This window comes from Dactylosporangium sp. CA-139114, assembly GCF_050955725.1.
Lineage (GTDB): Bacteria > Actinomycetota > Actinomycetes > Mycobacteriales > Micromonosporaceae > Dactylosporangium.
The window spans coordinates 8,803,746-8,820,688 of the sequence record NZ_CP192080.1 but is presented as its reverse complement, the minus strand read 5'-3'; the positions used below and the strand labels follow the sequence as shown (position 1 = coordinate 8,820,688).

Annotated in this window: 14 protein-coding genes and 1 pseudogene; 14 read left to right on the top strand and 1 reads right to left on the bottom strand. The window is 72.3% G+C overall.

Annotated features, from left to right (window positions below):
* Positions 1-266: 266 nt before the first annotated feature.
* Positions 267-2,117 carry a DNA primase gene (gene dnaG, locus ACQP2P_RS39550; RefSeq protein ID WP_433609862.1) on the top strand — a complete coding sequence of 617 codons (1,851 nt, stop codon included), beginning with the start codon at positions 267-269 and terminating at the stop codon, positions 2,115-2,117.
* A gap of 511 nt (positions 2,118-2,628) precedes the next feature.
* Positions 2,629-3,171: a hypothetical protein gene (locus tag ACQP2P_RS39545; protein WP_433609860.1), complete on the top strand. Its 543-nt coding sequence runs from the start codon at positions 2,629-2,631 to the stop codon at positions 3,169-3,171.
* Positions 3,172-3,255: 84 nt separating this feature from the next.
* On the opposite strand, the gene mptB is transcribed toward ACQP2P_RS39545, so the two are convergent.
* Complete coding sequence (mptB, locus tag ACQP2P_RS39540) at positions 3,256-4,563, bottom strand: polyprenol phosphomannose-dependent alpha 1,6 mannosyltransferase MptB (protein ID WP_433609858.1); 1,308 nt, start codon at positions 4,561-4,563, stop codon at positions 3,256-3,258.
* A gap of 54 nt (positions 4,564-4,617) precedes the next feature.
* Here mptB and ACQP2P_RS39535 point away from each other — a divergent pair, with 54 nt between their 5' ends.
* The 12 genes and pseudogenes from ACQP2P_RS39535 (at position 4,618) to ACQP2P_RS39480 (ending at position 16,768) form a co-directional block, all read left to right on the top strand.
* Positions 4,618-5,556, top strand: coding sequence for an ABC transporter ATP-binding protein (locus ACQP2P_RS39535; protein WP_433609856.1), 939 nt, complete (start codon positions 4,618-4,620; stop codon positions 5,554-5,556).
* Positions 5,556-6,317, top strand: coding sequence for an ABC transporter permease (locus ACQP2P_RS39530; protein WP_433619457.1), 762 nt, complete (start codon positions 5,556-5,558; stop codon positions 6,315-6,317). The genes ACQP2P_RS39535 and ACQP2P_RS39530 overlap by 1 nt, the downstream gene beginning before the upstream one ends.
* Before the next feature lie 4 nt (positions 6,318-6,321).
* Positions 6,322-7,095 carry an ABC transporter permease gene (locus ACQP2P_RS39525; RefSeq protein WP_433609854.1) on the top strand — a complete coding sequence of 258 codons (774 nt, stop codon included), beginning with the start codon at positions 6,322-6,324 and terminating at the stop codon, positions 7,093-7,095.
* A gap of 403 nt (positions 7,096-7,498) precedes the next feature.
* Positions 7,499-8,683, top strand: a complete 1,185-nt coding sequence (locus ACQP2P_RS39520) for an ROK family transcriptional regulator (RefSeq protein ID WP_433619455.1) — start codon at positions 7,499-7,501, stop codon at positions 8,681-8,683.
* Complete coding sequence (locus ACQP2P_RS39515; RefSeq protein WP_433609852.1) at positions 8,680-10,266, top strand: sugar ABC transporter ATP-binding protein; 1,587 nt, start codon at positions 8,680-8,682, stop codon at positions 10,264-10,266. The genes ACQP2P_RS39520 and ACQP2P_RS39515 overlap by 4 nt, the downstream gene beginning before the upstream one ends.
* An 85-nt stretch (positions 10,267-10,351) precedes the next feature.
* On the top strand, positions 10,352-11,401 hold the full coding sequence (locus ACQP2P_RS39510; protein WP_433609850.1) for an ABC transporter permease: 1,050 nt from the start codon (positions 10,352-10,354) through the stop codon (positions 11,399-11,401).
* Positions 11,402-11,494: 93 nt separating this feature from the next.
* On the top strand, positions 11,495-12,538 hold the full coding sequence (locus tag ACQP2P_RS39505; protein WP_433609848.1) for a substrate-binding domain-containing protein: 1,044 nt from the start codon (positions 11,495-11,497) through the stop codon (positions 12,536-12,538).
* Between the two features lie 55 nt (positions 12,539-12,593).
* On the top strand, positions 12,594-13,730 hold the full coding sequence (locus tag ACQP2P_RS39500; RefSeq protein WP_433619453.1) for a Gfo/Idh/MocA family protein: 1,137 nt from the start codon (positions 12,594-12,596) through the stop codon (positions 13,728-13,730).
* Positions 13,727-14,905 (top strand): xylose isomerase, encoded by a 1,179-nt coding sequence (xylA, locus tag ACQP2P_RS39495; protein ID WP_433609846.1) that lies wholly within the window; start codon positions 13,727-13,729, stop codon positions 14,903-14,905. Before ACQP2P_RS39500 ends, xylA begins: the two co-directional genes overlap by 4 nt.
* Positions 14,906-15,107: 202 nt before the next feature.
* Positions 15,108-15,302 (top strand): annotated as a pseudogene (locus ACQP2P_RS39490) (hypothetical protein); the annotation flags it as partial.
* A gap of 79 nt (positions 15,303-15,381) precedes the next feature.
* Positions 15,382-16,047 (top strand): carbohydrate-binding protein, encoded by a 666-nt coding sequence (locus ACQP2P_RS39485; RefSeq protein ID WP_433609844.1) that lies wholly within the window; start codon positions 15,382-15,384, stop codon positions 16,045-16,047.
* Positions 16,048-16,438: 391 nt separating this feature from the next.
* Positions 16,439-16,768, top strand: a complete 330-nt coding sequence (locus ACQP2P_RS39480; protein WP_433609842.1) for a hypothetical protein — start codon at positions 16,439-16,441, stop codon at positions 16,766-16,768.
* Positions 16,769-16,943: the final 175 nt, after the last annotated feature.

Here is a 16,943-nt window from a genome sequence, read left to right as displayed (position 1 = left end):
ACCTCACGATGCGCGTCACCGCCCGGCGGATCGCGCGCCGGCCGCCTGGACCCGCGATCCGCGCGTCGCCCGCTGGAGCGTGCGCCGGCTCCACTGTGGATGGTGGGGTGTCGGAGGCCATAGGGCCTTATCGCCCCGGTGGGTGCCCGGGGAGGGTGCGGGGGAGGCGCCCGGAGAGGCGTCGGCGGCGTGCGAGTCGTAAATTGTCGTAGCCGCGAGGCAGGATGTATGACAGCGCGCAAGCCGGACTGGTGGGGAGGTGGCGGTTGGCCGGCAAGATCAAGGACGAGGACATCGCCCTGGTCCGGGAGCGCACGTCGATCGAGGACGTGATCTCCGAGCACGTCACGCTGCGGTCGGCGGGTGGCGGCAACCTCAAGGGGCTGTGCCCGTTCCACGACGAGAAGACCGCCTCGTTCAACGTCTCACCGACCCGCAACGTGTATTTCTGTCACGGCTGTGGCGCCGGTGGCGACGCGATCAAGTTCCTGATGGACCACGACCATCTCTCGTTCGTGGAGTCCGTCGAGCGGCTGGCGTCCAAGGCCGGGCTGCAGCTGCACTACGTCGAGGCCGGCAGCGCCCCGGTGCGGCCCAGTGGCCAGAAGCACCGGCTGATCGCCGCGCACGCCGAGGCGGCGCGCTTCTACGCCGCGCAGCTCGGCACGCCCGGGGCCCGCAAGGCGCGCGAGTTCCTGGCGCAGCGCGGGTTCAGCAAGGAGGCGGCCGAGCGCTACGGGTGCGGGTTCGCCCCGGAGGGCTGGGACAACCTGGCCAAGCACCTGCGGGTGCAGGGGTTCTCGGCGCAGGAGCTGATCACCGCCGGGCTGTGCCGCGAGGGGCGCTCCGGCGGGCTCATCGACCGGTTCCGGCGGCGGCTCGTGTGGCCGATCAGGGACATCTCGGGCGAGGTGATCGGCTTCGGCGCGCGGAAGCTGTTCGATGACGACGACGGGCCGAAATACCTCAACACGCCCGAGACGCCGCTGTACAAGAAGTCGCACGTGCTCTACGGCATCGACCAGGCCAAGCGCGAGATCGCCAAGCAGAGCCGGGTCGTGATCGTGGAGGGGTACACCGACGTGATGGCCTGCCACCTCGCGGGCGTCCCGGTGGCCGTGGCGACCTGCGGCACCGCGTTCGGCGGCGACCACATCTCGGTGCTGCGGCGGCTGCTCATGGACGCCGACGGCTACGGCGGCGAGATCATCTTCACGTTCGACGGCGACGCGGCCGGGCAGAAGGCGGCGCTGCGCGCGTTCGAGGACGATCAGCGCTTCGTCGCCCAGACGTTCATCGCGGTCGGCCCGGACAACATGGACCCGTGCGAGCTGCGGCTGGCCAAGGGCGACGCGGCCGTGCGGGACCTGGTCGCCGACCGGCAGCCGCTGCTCGACTTCGCGCTGCGCTCGGTCATCCAGCGCTTCGACCTCGACACCGCCGAGGGCCGCGTCGGCGCCCTGCGGGCCACCGCGCCGCTGGTCGCGAAGATCAAGGACCGGACGCTGCGGCCCGAATACGCGCGCAAGCTCGCCGGGGACCTCGGCATGGAGCTCGAGACGGTGCAGCGCTCGGTGGCCTCGGCGGCCAAGGGCGTCATCGACCCGATGCCGCCCACGCAGCAGCGCCGCGTGCTCGCCCCGGACAGCGCCGAGGCGCTGGTCGAGCGGGAGGCGCTGAAGCTCGCGCTGCAGCAGCCGGCCCTCGCCGGGCCGATGTTCGACGCGATCGGCCCAGAAATGTATACGCATCCGACCTACAGCGCCCTGCGCACCGCGGTGCTGGAGGCGGGCGGCGCGTCGAGCGCGACCGGCGGGGCGGTCTGGATCGAGCAGGTCCGCGAGGCCTGCCTGGACCTGGCCGCGGGCGCGATGGTGGCCGAGCTGGCGGTGGAGCCGCTGCGCCTCGACGGCGACCCGGACCCGCGCTACGTCGAGGTGACGATCAACCGCCTGCAGCTCATGGCGCTGAACCGCACGATCGGCGAGCTGAAGTCGAAGCTGCAGCGGATCAACCCGGTGAGCAACGCCGACGAGCACCTGCGGCTGTTCAGCGAGCTGGTGTCGCTGGAGCAGCACGCCCGCGCCCTGCGCGATCGGGGTGCGAGTCGTTGGTGAGGCGCGGCTTGCGCGGGCCGGTGGCGAGGCGCGGGCCGTCGCGCGGGTGGGGCGCGCCGCGGGCGGCGGTGCCGCGTCCGCGCGCTGCGAGGCCGATGCGCGGGCCGGTGGCGAGGCGCGGGCCGTCGCGCGGGCGGGGCGCGCCGCGGGCGGTGGTGTCGCGTCCGCGCGCTGCCAGGCCGGTGGCGAGGCGCGGGACGGTTGCGGCGCCCGGGACGGTTGCGGCGCACGGGACGCTGGGCGGGTTGCCGGCTTGGCCCGGGATGTTCGGCTCGCGGCCGGCTCGTCGGGCCGGTTCCGACGTCCCCGTGCCGGGAGGCCTGCGAGCGAGGCCCGCGAGGGTCTCCGTCCGCGCCGCCGGGGACCCGGTGGACAGGCCCGTCAGGGCCGCCGTTCTTGCCCCGGCGGACCTGGCAGAGAGGCCCGCCAGGGCCGAACGGTGTCTGACGGGAGCAACGGTCCGGACCCCCGCGGACCTGAGTCATGAACTTCGGAAATGGGAGTACTAGCCGTGTTTGGCGTTTTCAAGCGGCGGAAGCTGCCGGCCGGGCGCCGGCCGAGTCTCGGGGCGGACGAGCGGGTCGTCGCGTGGGCGGGGGCCACCGGGGATGACGTCGTGGTGGTGACCAATCACGGGGTGTGGCTGCCGGGGGCCGCCGAGCCGCTCGGGTGGCACGAGATCCACAAGGCGACGTGGTCGGGGCGGCAACTCTCCGTGACCGCGGCTCGGGAGGTGCCGGTCGGGGACGACGCGTACGCGGTGATGGAGGACCGGCCGCCGATCGTCGTCACGCTGCTCGATCCCGATCGGGTGCCGGAGCAGGTGCGGGTGCGGGTCAACAAGTCGATCGCGCACACGTCGCACCATCCGCTCGAGGAGATCACCGGGGTGAAGGGCGGGGTGCGCGTCGTGGGGCGGCGCGTGCCGGGCGTCAACGGGCTGCGGTGGACGGTGCGGTACGACGAGGGCGTCGACCCGGCCGCGCCCGGGGTGGCCGAGCACACGGCGGAGCTGGTGGCGTGGGCGAAGTCAGGCGTCGGCGTCGTCGGGTGAGCGGCGGGGCTGACGAGCCGAGCGGTGCCGAGGAGCGCGCCCGGGGTGGCCGAGCACACGGCGGAGCTGGTGGCGTGGGCGAGGTCAGGCGTCGGCGTGGTCGCGTGAGCGGCGGCGGGCCAGGCGCACGGCGAGCGTGACGACCAGGGCCACGTCGAGGAACGCGCCCGGGACCTTCGTCTTCGTGGCCAGGCCGAGGCTGTCGGGCAGGGTCAGCAACGGCAGGGCGACGGCGGCCACGTGCACGCCGGTGCGCAGCCGGCCGGTGAGCTGCGTCGCGGCGAGCACGGCGATGCCCGTCAGCGCATACCAGGCGTAGAACACCGGTCCGAGCACCGCCGTGACGAGCAGTGCGAGGCCGGCCAGGGTCAGGACGGCGTCGTGGTCGGCCGACCGGCGCACGGCCCGCAGCCACAGCCAGAGCAGCAGGGCGGCGAGGACCACCAGGCCGATCGCGCGGGCGATGGCGACGGAGGTGCCGAACGCGCCCGGCAGGCCGGCGACCCGCAGGACGTATCCGGCTGCCATCCCGACGCCACTCGGGATCGACAGCCACTGCACCAGCCCCGCCGTGGCTCCCAGCGCGCGAAGGAAACCCAAGCCGTGGCCGGTGACCGCGGCAAGGACAGCGTAGGTCGCGACCGTCGCGGCCACAAATGTCGTTCGCTTCCGAAGGGACAGCAGCAGCAGTACGGCGAACGGCGCCGCCACCAGCCCGGTCACCTTGACCGCGGCGGCCAGCCCGAACGCGACGCCGGCGAGCGCCGAACGGCCGCGGGCCGCCAGCGCGAAGCCGGCGAGCACGAACCCGGCCACGAGGATGTCGTTGTGCACGCCGGATATCACGTGTACCAGCACCAGCGGGCTGGCCGCGAGCGCCGCGTTGGCGTCGGTGAACCGGTGCGCGGCCGCGACGCACAGCACGAGCCCGAGGATCGCGACCAGGCGGAACAGCCCGACGGCGACGAGCAGGTTCCCGTGTGCGGCCCAGGCCACGGCGCCGGAGACGGCGAACCACAGCGGGCCGTAGGGCGTCGGGGTGTCGCGCCACAGCGGCGGGACGTCCGACAGCCACGTGCAGGGCAGCGCCGACGGGCCGTGCTCGTAGAGGTTGATGCCGGCGTCGAAGAGCTGGCCCTGGCACGCGTACGCGTAGACGTCCAGGGCGCCCATGGGCGGGGCGACGAGCAGCGGCAGGCTCCACAGCGCGGCCGTCACAAGCAGGCTCCCGGGCTCGCCGCGCAGGTTCCACCAGGCGTAGGCGAGGATGCCCAGCGCCACGAACCAGACGCACACGCCCGTCACCCAGGCGGCGTCGTGGGTCCCGGGCTTGCCCGCCAGGTATCCGCTGAGCGCCAGCAGGGTTGAGGCCGCGAGCCCGAGCCATCGCACGAGGGGCATCGTAATCGCCGCGAAAATGTCGTACCCCGCCGCTATGGTCGGGTCGTGGTGGACGACGGGGCATTGATCGCGGCGAGTGGGCTGGTCAAACGGTTCGGCGATTTCACGGCGGTCGATGGGATCGATGTCCGGGTGGCGCCCGGCGAGGCGTTCGGGTTCCTGGGGCCCAACGGGGCCGGCAAGTCCTCCACCATGCGCATGATCGGCTGCGTGTCGCGGCCCACCGGCGGGCGGCTGCGCATCCTGGGCCTGGACGCGGCGCGCGACGGGCCGGCGATCCGGGCGCGGCTCGGGGTGTGCCCGCAGCAGGACACGCTCGACCCCGAGCTCACCGTGCTGGAGAACCTGGTGGTCTACGCGCGCTACTTCCGCATCCCGCGGCGCGTCGCGCGCGAGCGGGCCCGGGAACTGCTCGACTTCGTGCAGCTCGGCGACCGGGCCGGCGACAGGGTCGAGCCGCTGTCCGGGGGCATGAAGCGGCGGCTGACGATCGCCCGGGCGCTGATCAACGAGCCCGACCTGGTGCTGCTCGACGAGCCGACGACCGGGCTCGACCCGCAGGCCCGGCACCTGGTGTGGGAGCGGCTGTTCCGGCTCAAGCAGCGGGGCGTGACGCTGGTGCTCACCACGCACTACATGGACGAGGCCGAGCAGCTGTGCGACCGGCTCGTGGTGATGGACGGCGGGCGGATCGTGGCCGAGGGCTCCCCGCGGGAGCTCATCGCGCGGCACTCGACCCGCGAGGTCGTCGAGGTCCGCTTCGGCCTCGAGAACCCGGCCGACGCGGCCCAGGGCGACAAGCTCGACGGGATCGGCGAGCGGGTCGAGGTGCTGCCGGACCGCACGCTCGTCTACGTCGAGGACGGCGACGCGGCGCTGGCCGAGATCGCCGCGCGGGGGCTGGCCCCGTCGAGCACGCTGGTGCGCCGCGGCTCCCTCGAGGACGTGTTCCTGCACCTCACCGGCCGGACGCTGGTCGAGTGATGGGGACGCTCGCGGTCCTCGAATACCACCTGGTGTGCTATCGGCGCATCTGGCGCAGCTCGGTGCTGAGCTCGTTCGCGCTGCCGGCGATGTTCCTGGTCGCCATGGGGGTGACGGTCGGCGGATACGTGGACGCGCGGCCGTCCGGGCTCGGCGCGCCCTACCTCGACTGGATCGGGCCGGGGCTGCTCGCCTCGACGGCGCTGCAGGTCGCGGTGAACGACTCGACCTGGCCCGTGTTCTCGATGTTCAACTGGATCCGCACCTACCACGCGATGCGCGCCTCGCCGGTGACGTCCGCCGCCGTCCTGCGGGGTCACCTGCTCTACGTGTGCCTGCGCGTCGGGGTCGCGGCCATCGCCTTCCTGCTGGTGCTGCTGCCGTTCGGCGCCCTGCACTCGTGGTGGGCGCCGGCGACGCTCGGGCCCGCGATCCTGACCGGGCTCGCGTTCGCGGCGCCGTCGTTCGCGTTCGCCTCGGTGGTGGCCAGCGACAACTACTTCGCGGTGCTGTTCCGGCTCGTGGTCGTGCCGATGACGCTCTTCGCCGGGGTCTTCTTCCCGGTCGGCGGGCTGCCGGAGCCGGCCCGCGTCCTGGCCTACGCGTCGCCGCTGTGGCACGGCGTCGAGCTCTGCCGCGCCGCGACGCTGGGCACCGCGACGGCGTGGGGCGTGTGGGCGCACCTCGGGGTCCTGGCCGCCTACGCCGGGGCCGGCTACGCGCTCGCGGTGCGCGGGTTCACCCGGCGGCTGGAGGACTGAGGCGATGCTGCTCGCGGGGGCGCTCTCGGTGATGCTGCGCAACGTGTCGGCGGCGCGGCACGTGACCTACTGGCTCGTGCTCGTGTCGGGGGTCGCGGAGCCGATGCTGTACCTGTTCTCGATCGGGGTGGGCGTCGGGCGGCTCATCGGCGACGTGCCGCTCGGCGACGGCCGGCTGGTGTCGTATGCCGGGTTCGTGGCCCCGGCGACGCTGGCCGCCTCGGCGATGACGGGCGCGATGGCCGAGACGGTGATGAACTTCTACGGGAAGCTGAAGTTCATGAAGCTGTACGACGCGACGCTGGCCACGCCGGTGACGCCGCTGCAGCTGGCCTCGGGCGAGCTGCTGTGGGCCATGGCGCGGGGCGCGTGCTACTCGGCCGCGTTCCTCGCGGTAATGGTGGCCCTCGGCCTGACCTCGCCGGTCCGGGCGGTCGCGGCCTTTCCCGCGGCGCTGCTCGTCGGGTTCGCCTTCGGCGGGCTCGGGATGGCGCTGTCGACGTTGCTGCGCTCGTGGCAGGACTTCGACTACGTGAACGTGGGGCAGTTCGCGCTGTTGCTGTTCAGCGGGGTGTTCGCGCCGCCGTCGGGCTACCCGCTCGTGGCGCGCGTGCTGGTGCAGGCCACGCCGCTCTACCACGGGGTGGAGCTGGTGCGCGGGCTGTGCCTGGGGCTGTGGTCGTGGGCGATGGTGGGGCACGCGGCCTACCTGGCGGCGATGGCGGTGGCCGGCGTGTGGCTGGCGGGTCGGCGCCTCGGCCGGCTGCTGCTGACCTGACGATCCGGCGGCCCCGGGCCATGATCCGGTGGCCCCGGGCCACGATCCGGTGGGTGTGGGAGCGCGCACGCAACGTGGCTGACCTCCTGGTGCGGAAATTGTCCCGCCCCATTTGTGGGGATGTCCGCCGGCGGCCATGGGCTCATGGAAGCCTCGCGAGCTGCGGCAACGTGCTTATTTTCGAAGTCGGGTGAACTTCCGCTGGAATCAGCAAAAGTTTGGTAACGGGCGTCAGAAGGTCTAGACGGGGGTCGTGGAGGCGCCTAGAGTCCTGTCGCAACACGGGTGTAACGCGGGCCACACGGGTCGGCAATCAGCCGTGGTCTGCCGGTGTGGTGGTGTAGCCGCATGTCGCGGTGCACCGAAGAGACTGCGACCTGACGAGGAGGTGCCCCCCATGAACATGGTCAGCGCCATCGACAACCCGGTCCAGTCGCGCCTGCTCAGGCTGCTGCGGGACACCGGGGCGCTCTCGCGGGCCGAACTGGCGGACCGGCTCGAGGTGCCGCGCCCGCGCCTGCTGGCCGACCTCGACGCGCTTGTCGCCACCGGGCTCATCCGTGAGGCCGGGCCGGCGGCGAGCCGGGGCGGCCGGCGCTCGACGCTCGTCGAGCTCAACCCCGGGCTGCGCTTCGCCGCGGTCGACCTCGGGGCGAGCTCGATCGACGTCGAGATCACCGACGGGCGGCTGGAGCCGATCGCCGCCTACGGGGAGCCGGCGGACATCCGCTCGGGCCCCAAGGTCATCCTCCAGCGCGTCAACGAGATTCTGCACAAGTTCCGGGCGGAGGGGGCGTTCGAGCGCCTCCACGCCATCGGGATCGGGGTGCCCGGGCCGGTCAGCTTCCGCGACGGGGTGCCCGTCTCGCCGCCGATCATGCCCGGGTGGGACCGGTTCCCGGTGCGGGAGGTGCTCGGGCGCGAGCACAACTGCCCGGTCGTCGTCGACAACGACGTCAACATCATGAGCATCGGCGAGCGCTACGGCGGCGTCGCGCACTCGGTGGACAACCTGCTGTTCCTCAAGGTCGGCACGGGCATCGGGTGCGGCATCTACCTCAACGGCGAGGTATACCGGGGCACTGACGGGTGCGCCGGCGACATCGGCCACATCCAGGTCGACAGCCACGGGCCGGTGTGCTCGTGCGGCAACGTCGGCTGCCTGGAGGCGCTCTTCGGCGGCGGCGCGCTCGCGCGGGACGCCATGGCGGCGGCGCGCAGCGGTGCGTCGCCGGCGCTCGCGGACCGTCTCGAGGCCAACGGCTCGGTCACCGCCAAGGACGTCGCCGACGGCGCGGCCGAGGGCGACGTGAGCTGCATCCGGCTGATCCGCGACGGCGGACGGCGCGTCGGCGGGGTGCTCGCCGGCCTGGTCAGCTTCATCAACCCGTCGATGATCGTGATCGGCGGCGGCCTGGCCGGGCTCGGGCACATCCTGCTCGCCGAGATTCGCAGCGTCGTCTACCGGCGCTCACTGCCCCTCGCGACCGGCAACCTGCCGGTCGTCCTGTCCGAGCTCGGCCCCCGTGCCGGCGTCGTAGGCGCCGCGGTGCTGGCCAGCGAACTCGCGTATGGACGGCCATCATGACAGATCCACCGGTACACCAACCGGCACCCCTGCACGACGAAGTCCTCCGCCTCACCGACGTGGTGAAGACCTTCCCCGGCGTGCGTGCGCTCGACGGGGTCCAGCTCGAGGTCCGGGCGGGCGAGGTGCACTGCCTGCTCGGGCAGAACGGCGCCGGCAAGTCGACCCTCATCAAGGTCCTCGCCGGCGTGCACGCCCCGGACTCCGGCGAGATCCGCTGGCAGGGCGAGCCCGTGTCGTTCGGCAATCCGCAGGCCGCCATGAAGGCCGGCATCGCCACCATCTACCAGGAGCTCGACCTGGTCGACGGGCTCAGCGTGGCCGAGAACATGTACCTCGGCCACGAGCCCAGCACCGGCGGCTTCGTGACCCGCCGGTCGATGCGCCGCGGCGCGGCCGCGATCCTGGAGCGCCTCGGGCACCCGGAGATCCCGGCCGCCCGCGAGGTCGGCAAGCTGCCCGCCGCCGCGAAGCAGATCGTGAGCATGGGCCGGGCGCTGTCGCGCGAGGCCCGGCTGCTCATCATGGACGAGCCGAGCGCCGTGCTCGCCCACGACGAGGTCGAGAACCTCTTCCGCATCGTGCGCGGGCTCACCGCCCAGGGCATCGCGGTCATCTACATCTCCCACCGCCTCGACGAGATCCGCGAGATCGGCGACCGGGTCACGGTGCTCAAGGACGGGCGCACCACCGCCGCGAACCTCGACGCCAAGACCACGCCGAACCGCGAGCTGGTGAGCCGGATGACCGGGCGCACCATCGAGTACGTCTTCCCGCCGCGCCCCGCCGCGCGCACGTTCACCGAGGCGCCGATCCTGCGGGTGCGCGACCTCACCCTGCCCGGCCGGTTCGCCGACGTGTCCCTCGACGTGCACAGCGGCGAGATCGTGGGCATCACGGGGCTCGTCGGCTCGGGCCGCTCCGAGGTGCTCGAGTCCATCTACGGGGCTCGGCGGCCGAGCACCGGTACCGTGGAAATGCTTGGGAAAAAGGTGCGCCGGGGCGACGTCGGCGCCGCCGTGCGGGCCGGCATCGGCATGGCGCCGGAGGAGCGCAAGAGCCAGGCGCTGCTGCTGGGCGAGCCGATCTACCGCAACGTCACCCTGGCCGGGTTCGCCCGCTTCGCCAAGGCCGGCTTCACCGACGCCGGCCGCGAGCGCACCGTCGCCGAGGACATCACCCACAGCCTGGACCTGCGCCCGGCGGACGTGCGCCGCCCGGTGCGCACGCTGTCCGGCGGCAACCAGCAGAAGGTCGTCGTCGGGCGCTGGCTGCTCGGCGGCACCCGGCTGCTGCTGCTCGACGAGCCGACCCGCGGCGTCGACGTGGGCGCCCGCGCCGAGCTGTACCAGGTCATCCGCCGCCTCGCCGACGAGGGCGTGGGCGTGCTGCTCGTCTCCAGCGAGGTGCCCGAGGTCCTCGGCCTCGCCGACCGCGTGCTCGTCATGCGCGAGGGCCGGCTCGTGCACGAGGCGCCCGCCGGCGAGCTCGACGAAGACACCGTGCTCGACCTGGTCATGGCCGGATCGCTGCTCGACGGCGCCGACCTGTCGGGCAACACCCCCGAAGGGACCGCGGCATGAGCGGTTCGGAGCGAAGCGGAGAGGCCGTGAAACAGGAAACGCAGGGTTGGCTCAGGCCGTCGCCGGAGCCTGCGGAGGCGTCGGCATGAGCACCACCATCGAACCGCCGGTGGACGTCCACGACCGGCCGCGCGTGACCGCCCAGGGCTTCTGGCAGCGCGAGGGCTCCGATCACGCCAAGCGCAACCTGGCCCTGATCGGCGTGCTGCTCCTGCTGCTGATCATCGGCATGATCACCCGGCCGGACATCTTCCTGAGCGCGTCCGGCCTGTGGCAGAACGAGGTCGTCGTGCTCAGCCAGGCCTCCTCGATCGGCGTGATCACGGTCGGCATGACCTTCGTGATCATCGCCGGCGGGATCGACCTGTCCGTCGGGGCGATCCTGGCGCTGGCCAGCGTGTGGTGCACGACGGTGGCCACCCAGAGCTACGGGCCGGCCGTCATGGTCTTCGCGGCGCTGGCCGTGGGCACCCTGGCCGGCCTGGTCAACGGGGTCCTGATCGCCTACGGCCGGCTGGTGGCGTTCATCGCGACGCTGGCCATGATGGTCTCCGCCCGCGGCCTGGCCCAGAACATCTCCCAGTCGCACACCCAGATCACCAACGACCCGTTCATCCGGAGCCTCGCCAGCGACAAGATCCTCGGCGTGCCGTACATCGTCGTCATCTTCCTGATCGTGACCGCGCTCGGCTGGGTCCTGCTCAACCGGACCACGTTCGGCCGGCGGACCGTCGCCATCGGCGGCAACCCCGAGGCCTCCCGCCTCGCCGGCATCAACGTGCGGCTGCAGACGATGCTGCTGTACGTCCTGTCGGGCCTGTGCTGCGGCATCGCCGCCATCATGGTGGTCTCCCAGACCTGGTCCGGCAGCAACACCAACGGCGAGGGCTACGAGCTCAGCGCGATCGCCGCCGCGATCATCGGCGGCACCCTGCTCACCGGCGGCCGCGGCACCATCGTCGGCTCGCTGCTCGGCGTGCTGATCTTCAGCCAGATCACGAACCTGTTCATCGTCAACGGTCTGCCGCTGGACATCCAGCGCGTCATCAACGGCGGCATCATCGTCGTCGCCGTGCTCGTCCAGCAGTTCCGGGTCGGGTCCTTCCCGTTCCTGAAGCGCACCGCCGCCAAGTAACCAACGCCGCACCTCACCACGCGACCGTCCACGCCGGGACGGTGGCGCTGATCACCACACCCACAAACACCCCCCCCAACATTGGAGGTCGCGATGAGCGACATGTCCCGCCGCCGGCTCCTGCTCGGCGGGGCCGCCCTCGGCGCCGGTGCGCTGCTGGCCGGCTGCACCTCGAACGACACCAAGGACAGCGAGCCGCAGACCAACACCAAGGCGGGCAACGCCGCCAGCGAGGCCCCCGGCAAGCCCGTCACCATCGGCTTCTCCGCCCCGGCGGCCGACCACGGCTGGATCGGCGCCATCACCGCCAACGCCAAGGCCCAGGCGGCCAAGTTCCCCGACGTCACGCTGAAGGCGGTCGACGCCGGCAAGGACGCCCCGGCGCAGATCGCCGCGCTGGAGACCCTCATCGCCAGCAAGCCCGACGCGATCGTCCTGCTGCCCCAGGACGGCGCCCAGCTCACCACGGTCGGCAAGAAGGCCATGGACGCGGGCATCATCGTCATCAACCTCGACCGCGAGTTCTCGGACGCGGCCGCGTCGTTCTGCCTCATCAAGGGCGACAACTACGGCATGGGCGTGGCCGCCGGGCACTACATCGGCGAGAAGCTCAAGGGCAAGACCGACGCGGTCATCGGCGAGATCCCCGGCATCGACGACCTGCAGCTGACCAAGGACCGCTCGAAGGGCTTCGCCGACACCCTCAAGGGCTACGGCCTCAGCGTCAAGCACCGGGTCGCGGCCGGCTTCACCGTGCAGACCGGCCAGGCCGCCGCGGCGAACCTGCTGCAGGCCGCGCCGAAGCTCGACGCGGTGTGGAACCACGACGACGACCAGGGCGTCGGCGTGCTCGCCGCGATCCAGCAGGCCGGGCGCAAGGAGTTCTTCCTGGTCGGCGGCGCGGGCTCCCGCGACGCGATGGACCACATCAAGTCCGGCGACACCGTGCTCACCGCGACGGTCACCTACCCGCCGTCGATGGCCTCGTCGGCGATCATCCTGGCCCGGCTCGCGGCCCAGGGCAAGGGTATGGGCGACCTGGTCGAGCTGCAGGTTCCGAAGATGATCGTGCTGCAGTCCGAGACGATCACCAAGGACAACGTCGACAAGTACCTGCCGCTCGGCTTCAAGTCCTGAACCACCGTTCTTGAGAGAGGAACCGCCAGTGTCCAGTCAGGAGCTGCGCGTCGGCATGGTCGGCTACGCGTTCATGGGGGCCGCCCACTCGCAGGCTTGGCGCACGGTGAACCGGGTCTTCGACCTGCCGGCCCGGGCGAGCATGGTCGCCGTGTGCGGGCGCGACGCGGCCTCCGTGGCCGAGGCCGCGCAGAGGCTCGGCTGGGCCGAGGCGGTGACCGACTGGCGTGAGCTGATCGCCCGGGACGACATCGACGTCATCGACGTGTGTACCCCGGGCGACAGCCACGCCGAGATCGCGATCGCCGCGCTCGAGGCGGGCAAGCACGTGCTGTGCGAGAAGCCGCTGGCCAACACCGTCGAGGAGGCCCGGGCGATGGTGGCCGCGGCGGCCAAGGCCCGGGCCGTGGGCGTGCGCTCCGCGTGCGGGTTCAACTACCGCCGCGTGCCCGCCGTCAGCCTCATGCACCACCTGATCGCCGCCGGCCGGCTCGGCGCGATCCGCCACGTCCGCGCCGCGTACCTGCAGGACTGGATCGTGGACCCGAGCTTCCCGCTGGTGTGGCGCCTGCAGCGGGAGAAGGCCGGCTCGGGCGCGCTCGGCGACATCGGCGCGCACATCATCGACCTCACCCAGTTCGTCACCGGCCAGCGCATCACGGGGGTGAGCGGGCTGACCGAGACGTTCATCAAGGAGCGGCCGCTGCCGGAGGCCGCGAGCGGGCTCACGGCGTCGGCGGGCACGGCCACGGGCGAGGTGACGGTCGACGACGCCGCCCTGTTCATCGCGCGGCTCGACGGGGGAGCGGTGGCGACGTACGAGGCGACCCGCTTCGCCACCGGGCGCAAGAACGCGCTGCGGGTCGAGGTCAACGGGGAGTACGGCTCCCTCGCCTTCGATCTCGAGCGCCTCAACGAGCTCGAGTTCTTCGACGCCACCCGGCCCGCGGCCGAGCAGGGCTGGTCGCGCATCCTGGTGACCGAGGGCGAGCACCCGTACCTGGGGGCCTGGTGGCCGCCGGGGCACATCATCGGGTACGAGCACTCGTTCACCCACGAGATGCGCGACTTCATCGAGGCGATCGCGACCGGCGCCGACCCGACACCGTCGTTCGAGGACGCGCTGCAGGTGCAGCTGGTGCTCGACGCGGTGGCCCGGTCCGACTCCTCGTGGGTGAGCGTGGCGTCATGAGCGATCCGTACGCTCCCACGCCGGCCGACCGGTTCTCGTTCGGGCTGTGGACCGTGGGCTGGCAGGCCCAGGACGTCTTCGGCTCGGCGTCGCGCCCGGCGCTCGACCCCGTCGAGACCGTGCACCGGCTGGCGGAGCTGGGGGCGTACGGCGTCAGCTTCCACGACGACGACCTGATCCCGTTCGGCAGCGACGGGGCCGCGCGGGACAAGATCGTGGCGCGCTTCCGCGAGGGACTCGACGCCACCGGGCTGGTCGTGTCCATGGCGACCACGAACCTGTTCGGCCACCCGATCTTCAAGGACGGCGCGTTCACCGCCAACGACCGCGCCGTGCGGCGCTACGCGCTGCAGAAGGTCCTGCGCAACATCGATCTCGCGGCCGAGCTGGGCGCGCCCACCTACGTGCTGTGGGGCGGCCGCGAGGGCGCCGAGTCCGGGGCGGGCAAGCAGATGCGGGCCGCCCTGGACCGCTACCGCGAGGCCATCAACGCCATCTGCGCCTACATCCGCGAGCGCGGGTACGACATCCGCCTGGCCATCGAGCCCAAGCCGAACGAGCCGCGCGGCGACATCCTGCTGCCGACGATCGGCCACGCGCTCGCGCTGATCTCGACGCTCGACGAGCCGTCGCGGGTCGGGCTCAACCCCGAGGTCGGCCACGAGGAGATGGCCGGGCTGAACTTCGCCCACGGCATCGCCCAGGCGCTCTGGCACGGCAAGCTGTTCCACATCGACCTCAACGGCCAGCACGGGCCCCGCTTCGACCAGGACCTGCGCTTCGGGGCCGGCAACCTGCGCGGCGCGTTCTGGACCGTCGACGTGCTCGAGAACTCCTCCGGCTACCCGACCGCCTACGCCGGCCCGCGCCACTTCGACTACAAGCCCCCGCGGACCGAGGACGTCGACGGCGTCTGGGTCACCGCGGCGGCGTGCATGCGCAACTACCTGATCCTGCGCGAGAAGGTTCGCGCGTTCCGCGACGACCCCGAGGTGTCGGCCGCCCTGGCCGCCGCCCGGGTCGACGAGCTGACGGTGCCGACGCTGCTGCCGGGGGAGTCCCTGGCGCAGCTGCGCGCCGAGGAGATCGACATCGACGCCGTCGCCGCGCGCGGCATGGCGTTCGAGCGCCTCGACCAGCTGGCCATGGAGCATCTGCTGGGCATTCGGGGCTGAATCTGCTTCGCCGGGCCCGGTGGCGAGGGCCCGCCCGCGGTTGCGCCCCGCGGGCGGGGGTACCGGACACGGTGGGGAGTAAGACCGGAGCGCCGGCGCGGTGTCAGCCAGGCACCGCGCCGGGCCCGGAAAACTGCACAACACGACATGACAGCGCGGCGGCGCGCGCAGACCCGGAACGACGCGATCGTGAGGAACTGTCATGACCATCCGCTCGTGGCTCGCCGCCGCTACGGCCAGCCTGAACGCCCTGCCGAGCGTGCTGATCGCCGTCCCCGCCAGGGCGGCCGACGCGCCGTACAACGGCACCCTGGTCGGGGCCTGGTTCTCGTCGCACCCGGCGATCCAGCCGGCCACGGTCACCGGCGAGGACCGCTCGCACCCGGCGACCGCGCATCTCGGCGCGTCCTGGGTGCGCACGGACGAGTGGTACAACTACCGGACGAACCCGCGCGCGACCGCGCGCGACCGCGCACGTGCTCGCCTCGCTCGACGAGTCGTCGTACTCGGGCGGCACCATGGGCGGCCACCACCCGATCACCTGGTGCAAGACGATCGACAGTGGACGGTCGTTCACCACCGGGTTCGGGCACACCGAGGAGAGCTACACCGACCCCGCGTTCACGTCGCTGCTGCTCGGCGCGATCCGGTACACCGCCAGGCGCGTGGACGGGGACTGCTCGGTCTCGGGGGCGACGCAGGGGGAGTCGTACGCCGGCACCGGCGGCGTGCGGATCGCGGCCTACGCGCCCGCGGCCGGCGGCCGGACCGCCGAATATATCGACAACGGCGACTGGGTCGCGTATCCCGCGACCCTCTCGGCCGCCAGGGGCGTGACGGTGCGCGTCGCCTCGGCGGGCGCCGGCGGCACGATCGAGTTCCGCGCGGGCTCGCCCACCGGGCCGCTACTGGGGACGGTGCGCGTCGCCTCGGCGGGCGCCGGCGGCACGATCGAGTTCCGCGCGGGCTCGCCCACCGGGCCGCTACTGGGGACGGTGAGCGCGGCGAACGCGGGCGGGTGGGACACGTTCCGGGAGGCCGCGGTGCCGCTCGCGGTCTCGGCTTCGCAGGTGTTGTACGTCGTGTGTCACGGCGGCAGCGGCTCACTCTTCGACATCGACGAGTTCGCGCTGATCGGCTGATGGCTGTGGTCGACGTGTTCGCGCTGATCGGCTGGCGGCCGTGATTGACGAGTTCGCGCTGATCGGCTGATGGCCGTGGCCGACGAGTTCGCGCTCGTCGGGTGACGGCCGTGTTGACGGGGGAGGGACCGGACGCCGACCGGCCCCTCCTTCGGGACCCGCCCGCCCGGACAGTGTTCGTGCGCGGTTCGGCCCTCCGGTTCGGTGACGCCGACTCCGGACCGGTTCGCCGGCGCGCGCCGTCCGGGCGGGCGGGCAACCTCGTGCGCGGGGTGTGCCTTGCTGCTCGCCCTGGGGTGCGTTGCCCTCTGCTCGTCCCGCGCGTTCGTGCTCTGCGCGCTGTGTGCGCTGCCGTTTGCTCGTTTCCGCGCGTTCGTGCTGTGCGTGCAGTGTGCGCTGCCTGCTGGTCGTTTCCGCGCGTTCGTGCTCTGCGCGCTGTGTGTTCTGCGCGCTGTGTGCGCTGCCGTTTGCTCGTTTCCGCGCGTTCGTGCTGTGCGCGCTGTGCGCGTTGCCGTCTGCTCGTTTCCGCGCGTTCGTGCTGTGCGCGTTGCGTGTGCTGCCTGCTGGTCGTTTCCGCGCGTTCGTGCTGTGCGCGCTGTGCGCGTTGTCGTCTGCTCGTTTGCGTGCGTTTGCGCTCGTCGCCGTGGTCGTTCGGTCGCGTGTCGCCGGTGTCGGTGTCGGTGTCGGGGTCGGGGTCGGGGCGGGTTTGCCACGACCGTGACCACGGCGGAGGGTGAGGCCACGGGAGTAACGGTCCGCACCACGACGGACATCGCGGTAGCTCTGAAAAGGCTTCTGGTCTCTTTTGCTTTGCTACCAGGTCTTTTAGGATTGCCGTGTGGGGGCGCAACCCACCGCACGACTCCGTTGTAGCTTTCAGCAGGTCACCCTCGCGC

Excerpts from the sequence above, each read along its gene's own strand:
- ACQP2P_RS39525 (WP_433609854.1), top strand. The coding sequence starts at position 6,322 with ATGCTGCTCGCGGGGGCGCTCTCGGTGATGCTGCGCAACGTGTCGGCG.
- ACQP2P_RS39515 (WP_433609852.1), top strand. The coding sequence starts at position 8,680 with ATGACAGATCCACCGGTACACCAACCGGCACCCCTGCACGACGAAGTC.
- ACQP2P_RS39510 (WP_433609850.1), top strand. The coding sequence starts at position 10,352 with ATGAGCACCACCATCGAACCGCCGGTGGACGTCCACGACCGGCCGCGC.
- ACQP2P_RS39530 (WP_433619457.1), top strand. The coding sequence starts at position 5,556 with ATGGGGACGCTCGCGGTCCTCGAATACCACCTGGTGTGCTATCGGCGC.
- ACQP2P_RS39505 (WP_433609848.1), top strand. The coding sequence starts at position 11,495 with ATGAGCGACATGTCCCGCCGCCGGCTCCTGCTCGGCGGGGCCGCCCTC.
- ACQP2P_RS39500 (WP_433619453.1), top strand. The coding sequence starts at position 12,594 with ATGGTCGGCTACGCGTTCATGGGGGCCGCCCACTCGCAGGCTTGGCGC.
- ACQP2P_RS39520 (WP_433619455.1), top strand. The coding sequence starts at position 7,499 with ATGGTCAGCGCCATCGACAACCCGGTCCAGTCGCGCCTGCTCAGGCTG.
- xylA (WP_433609846.1), top strand. The coding sequence starts at position 13,727 with ATGAGCGATCCGTACGCTCCCACGCCGGCCGACCGGTTCTCGTTCGGG.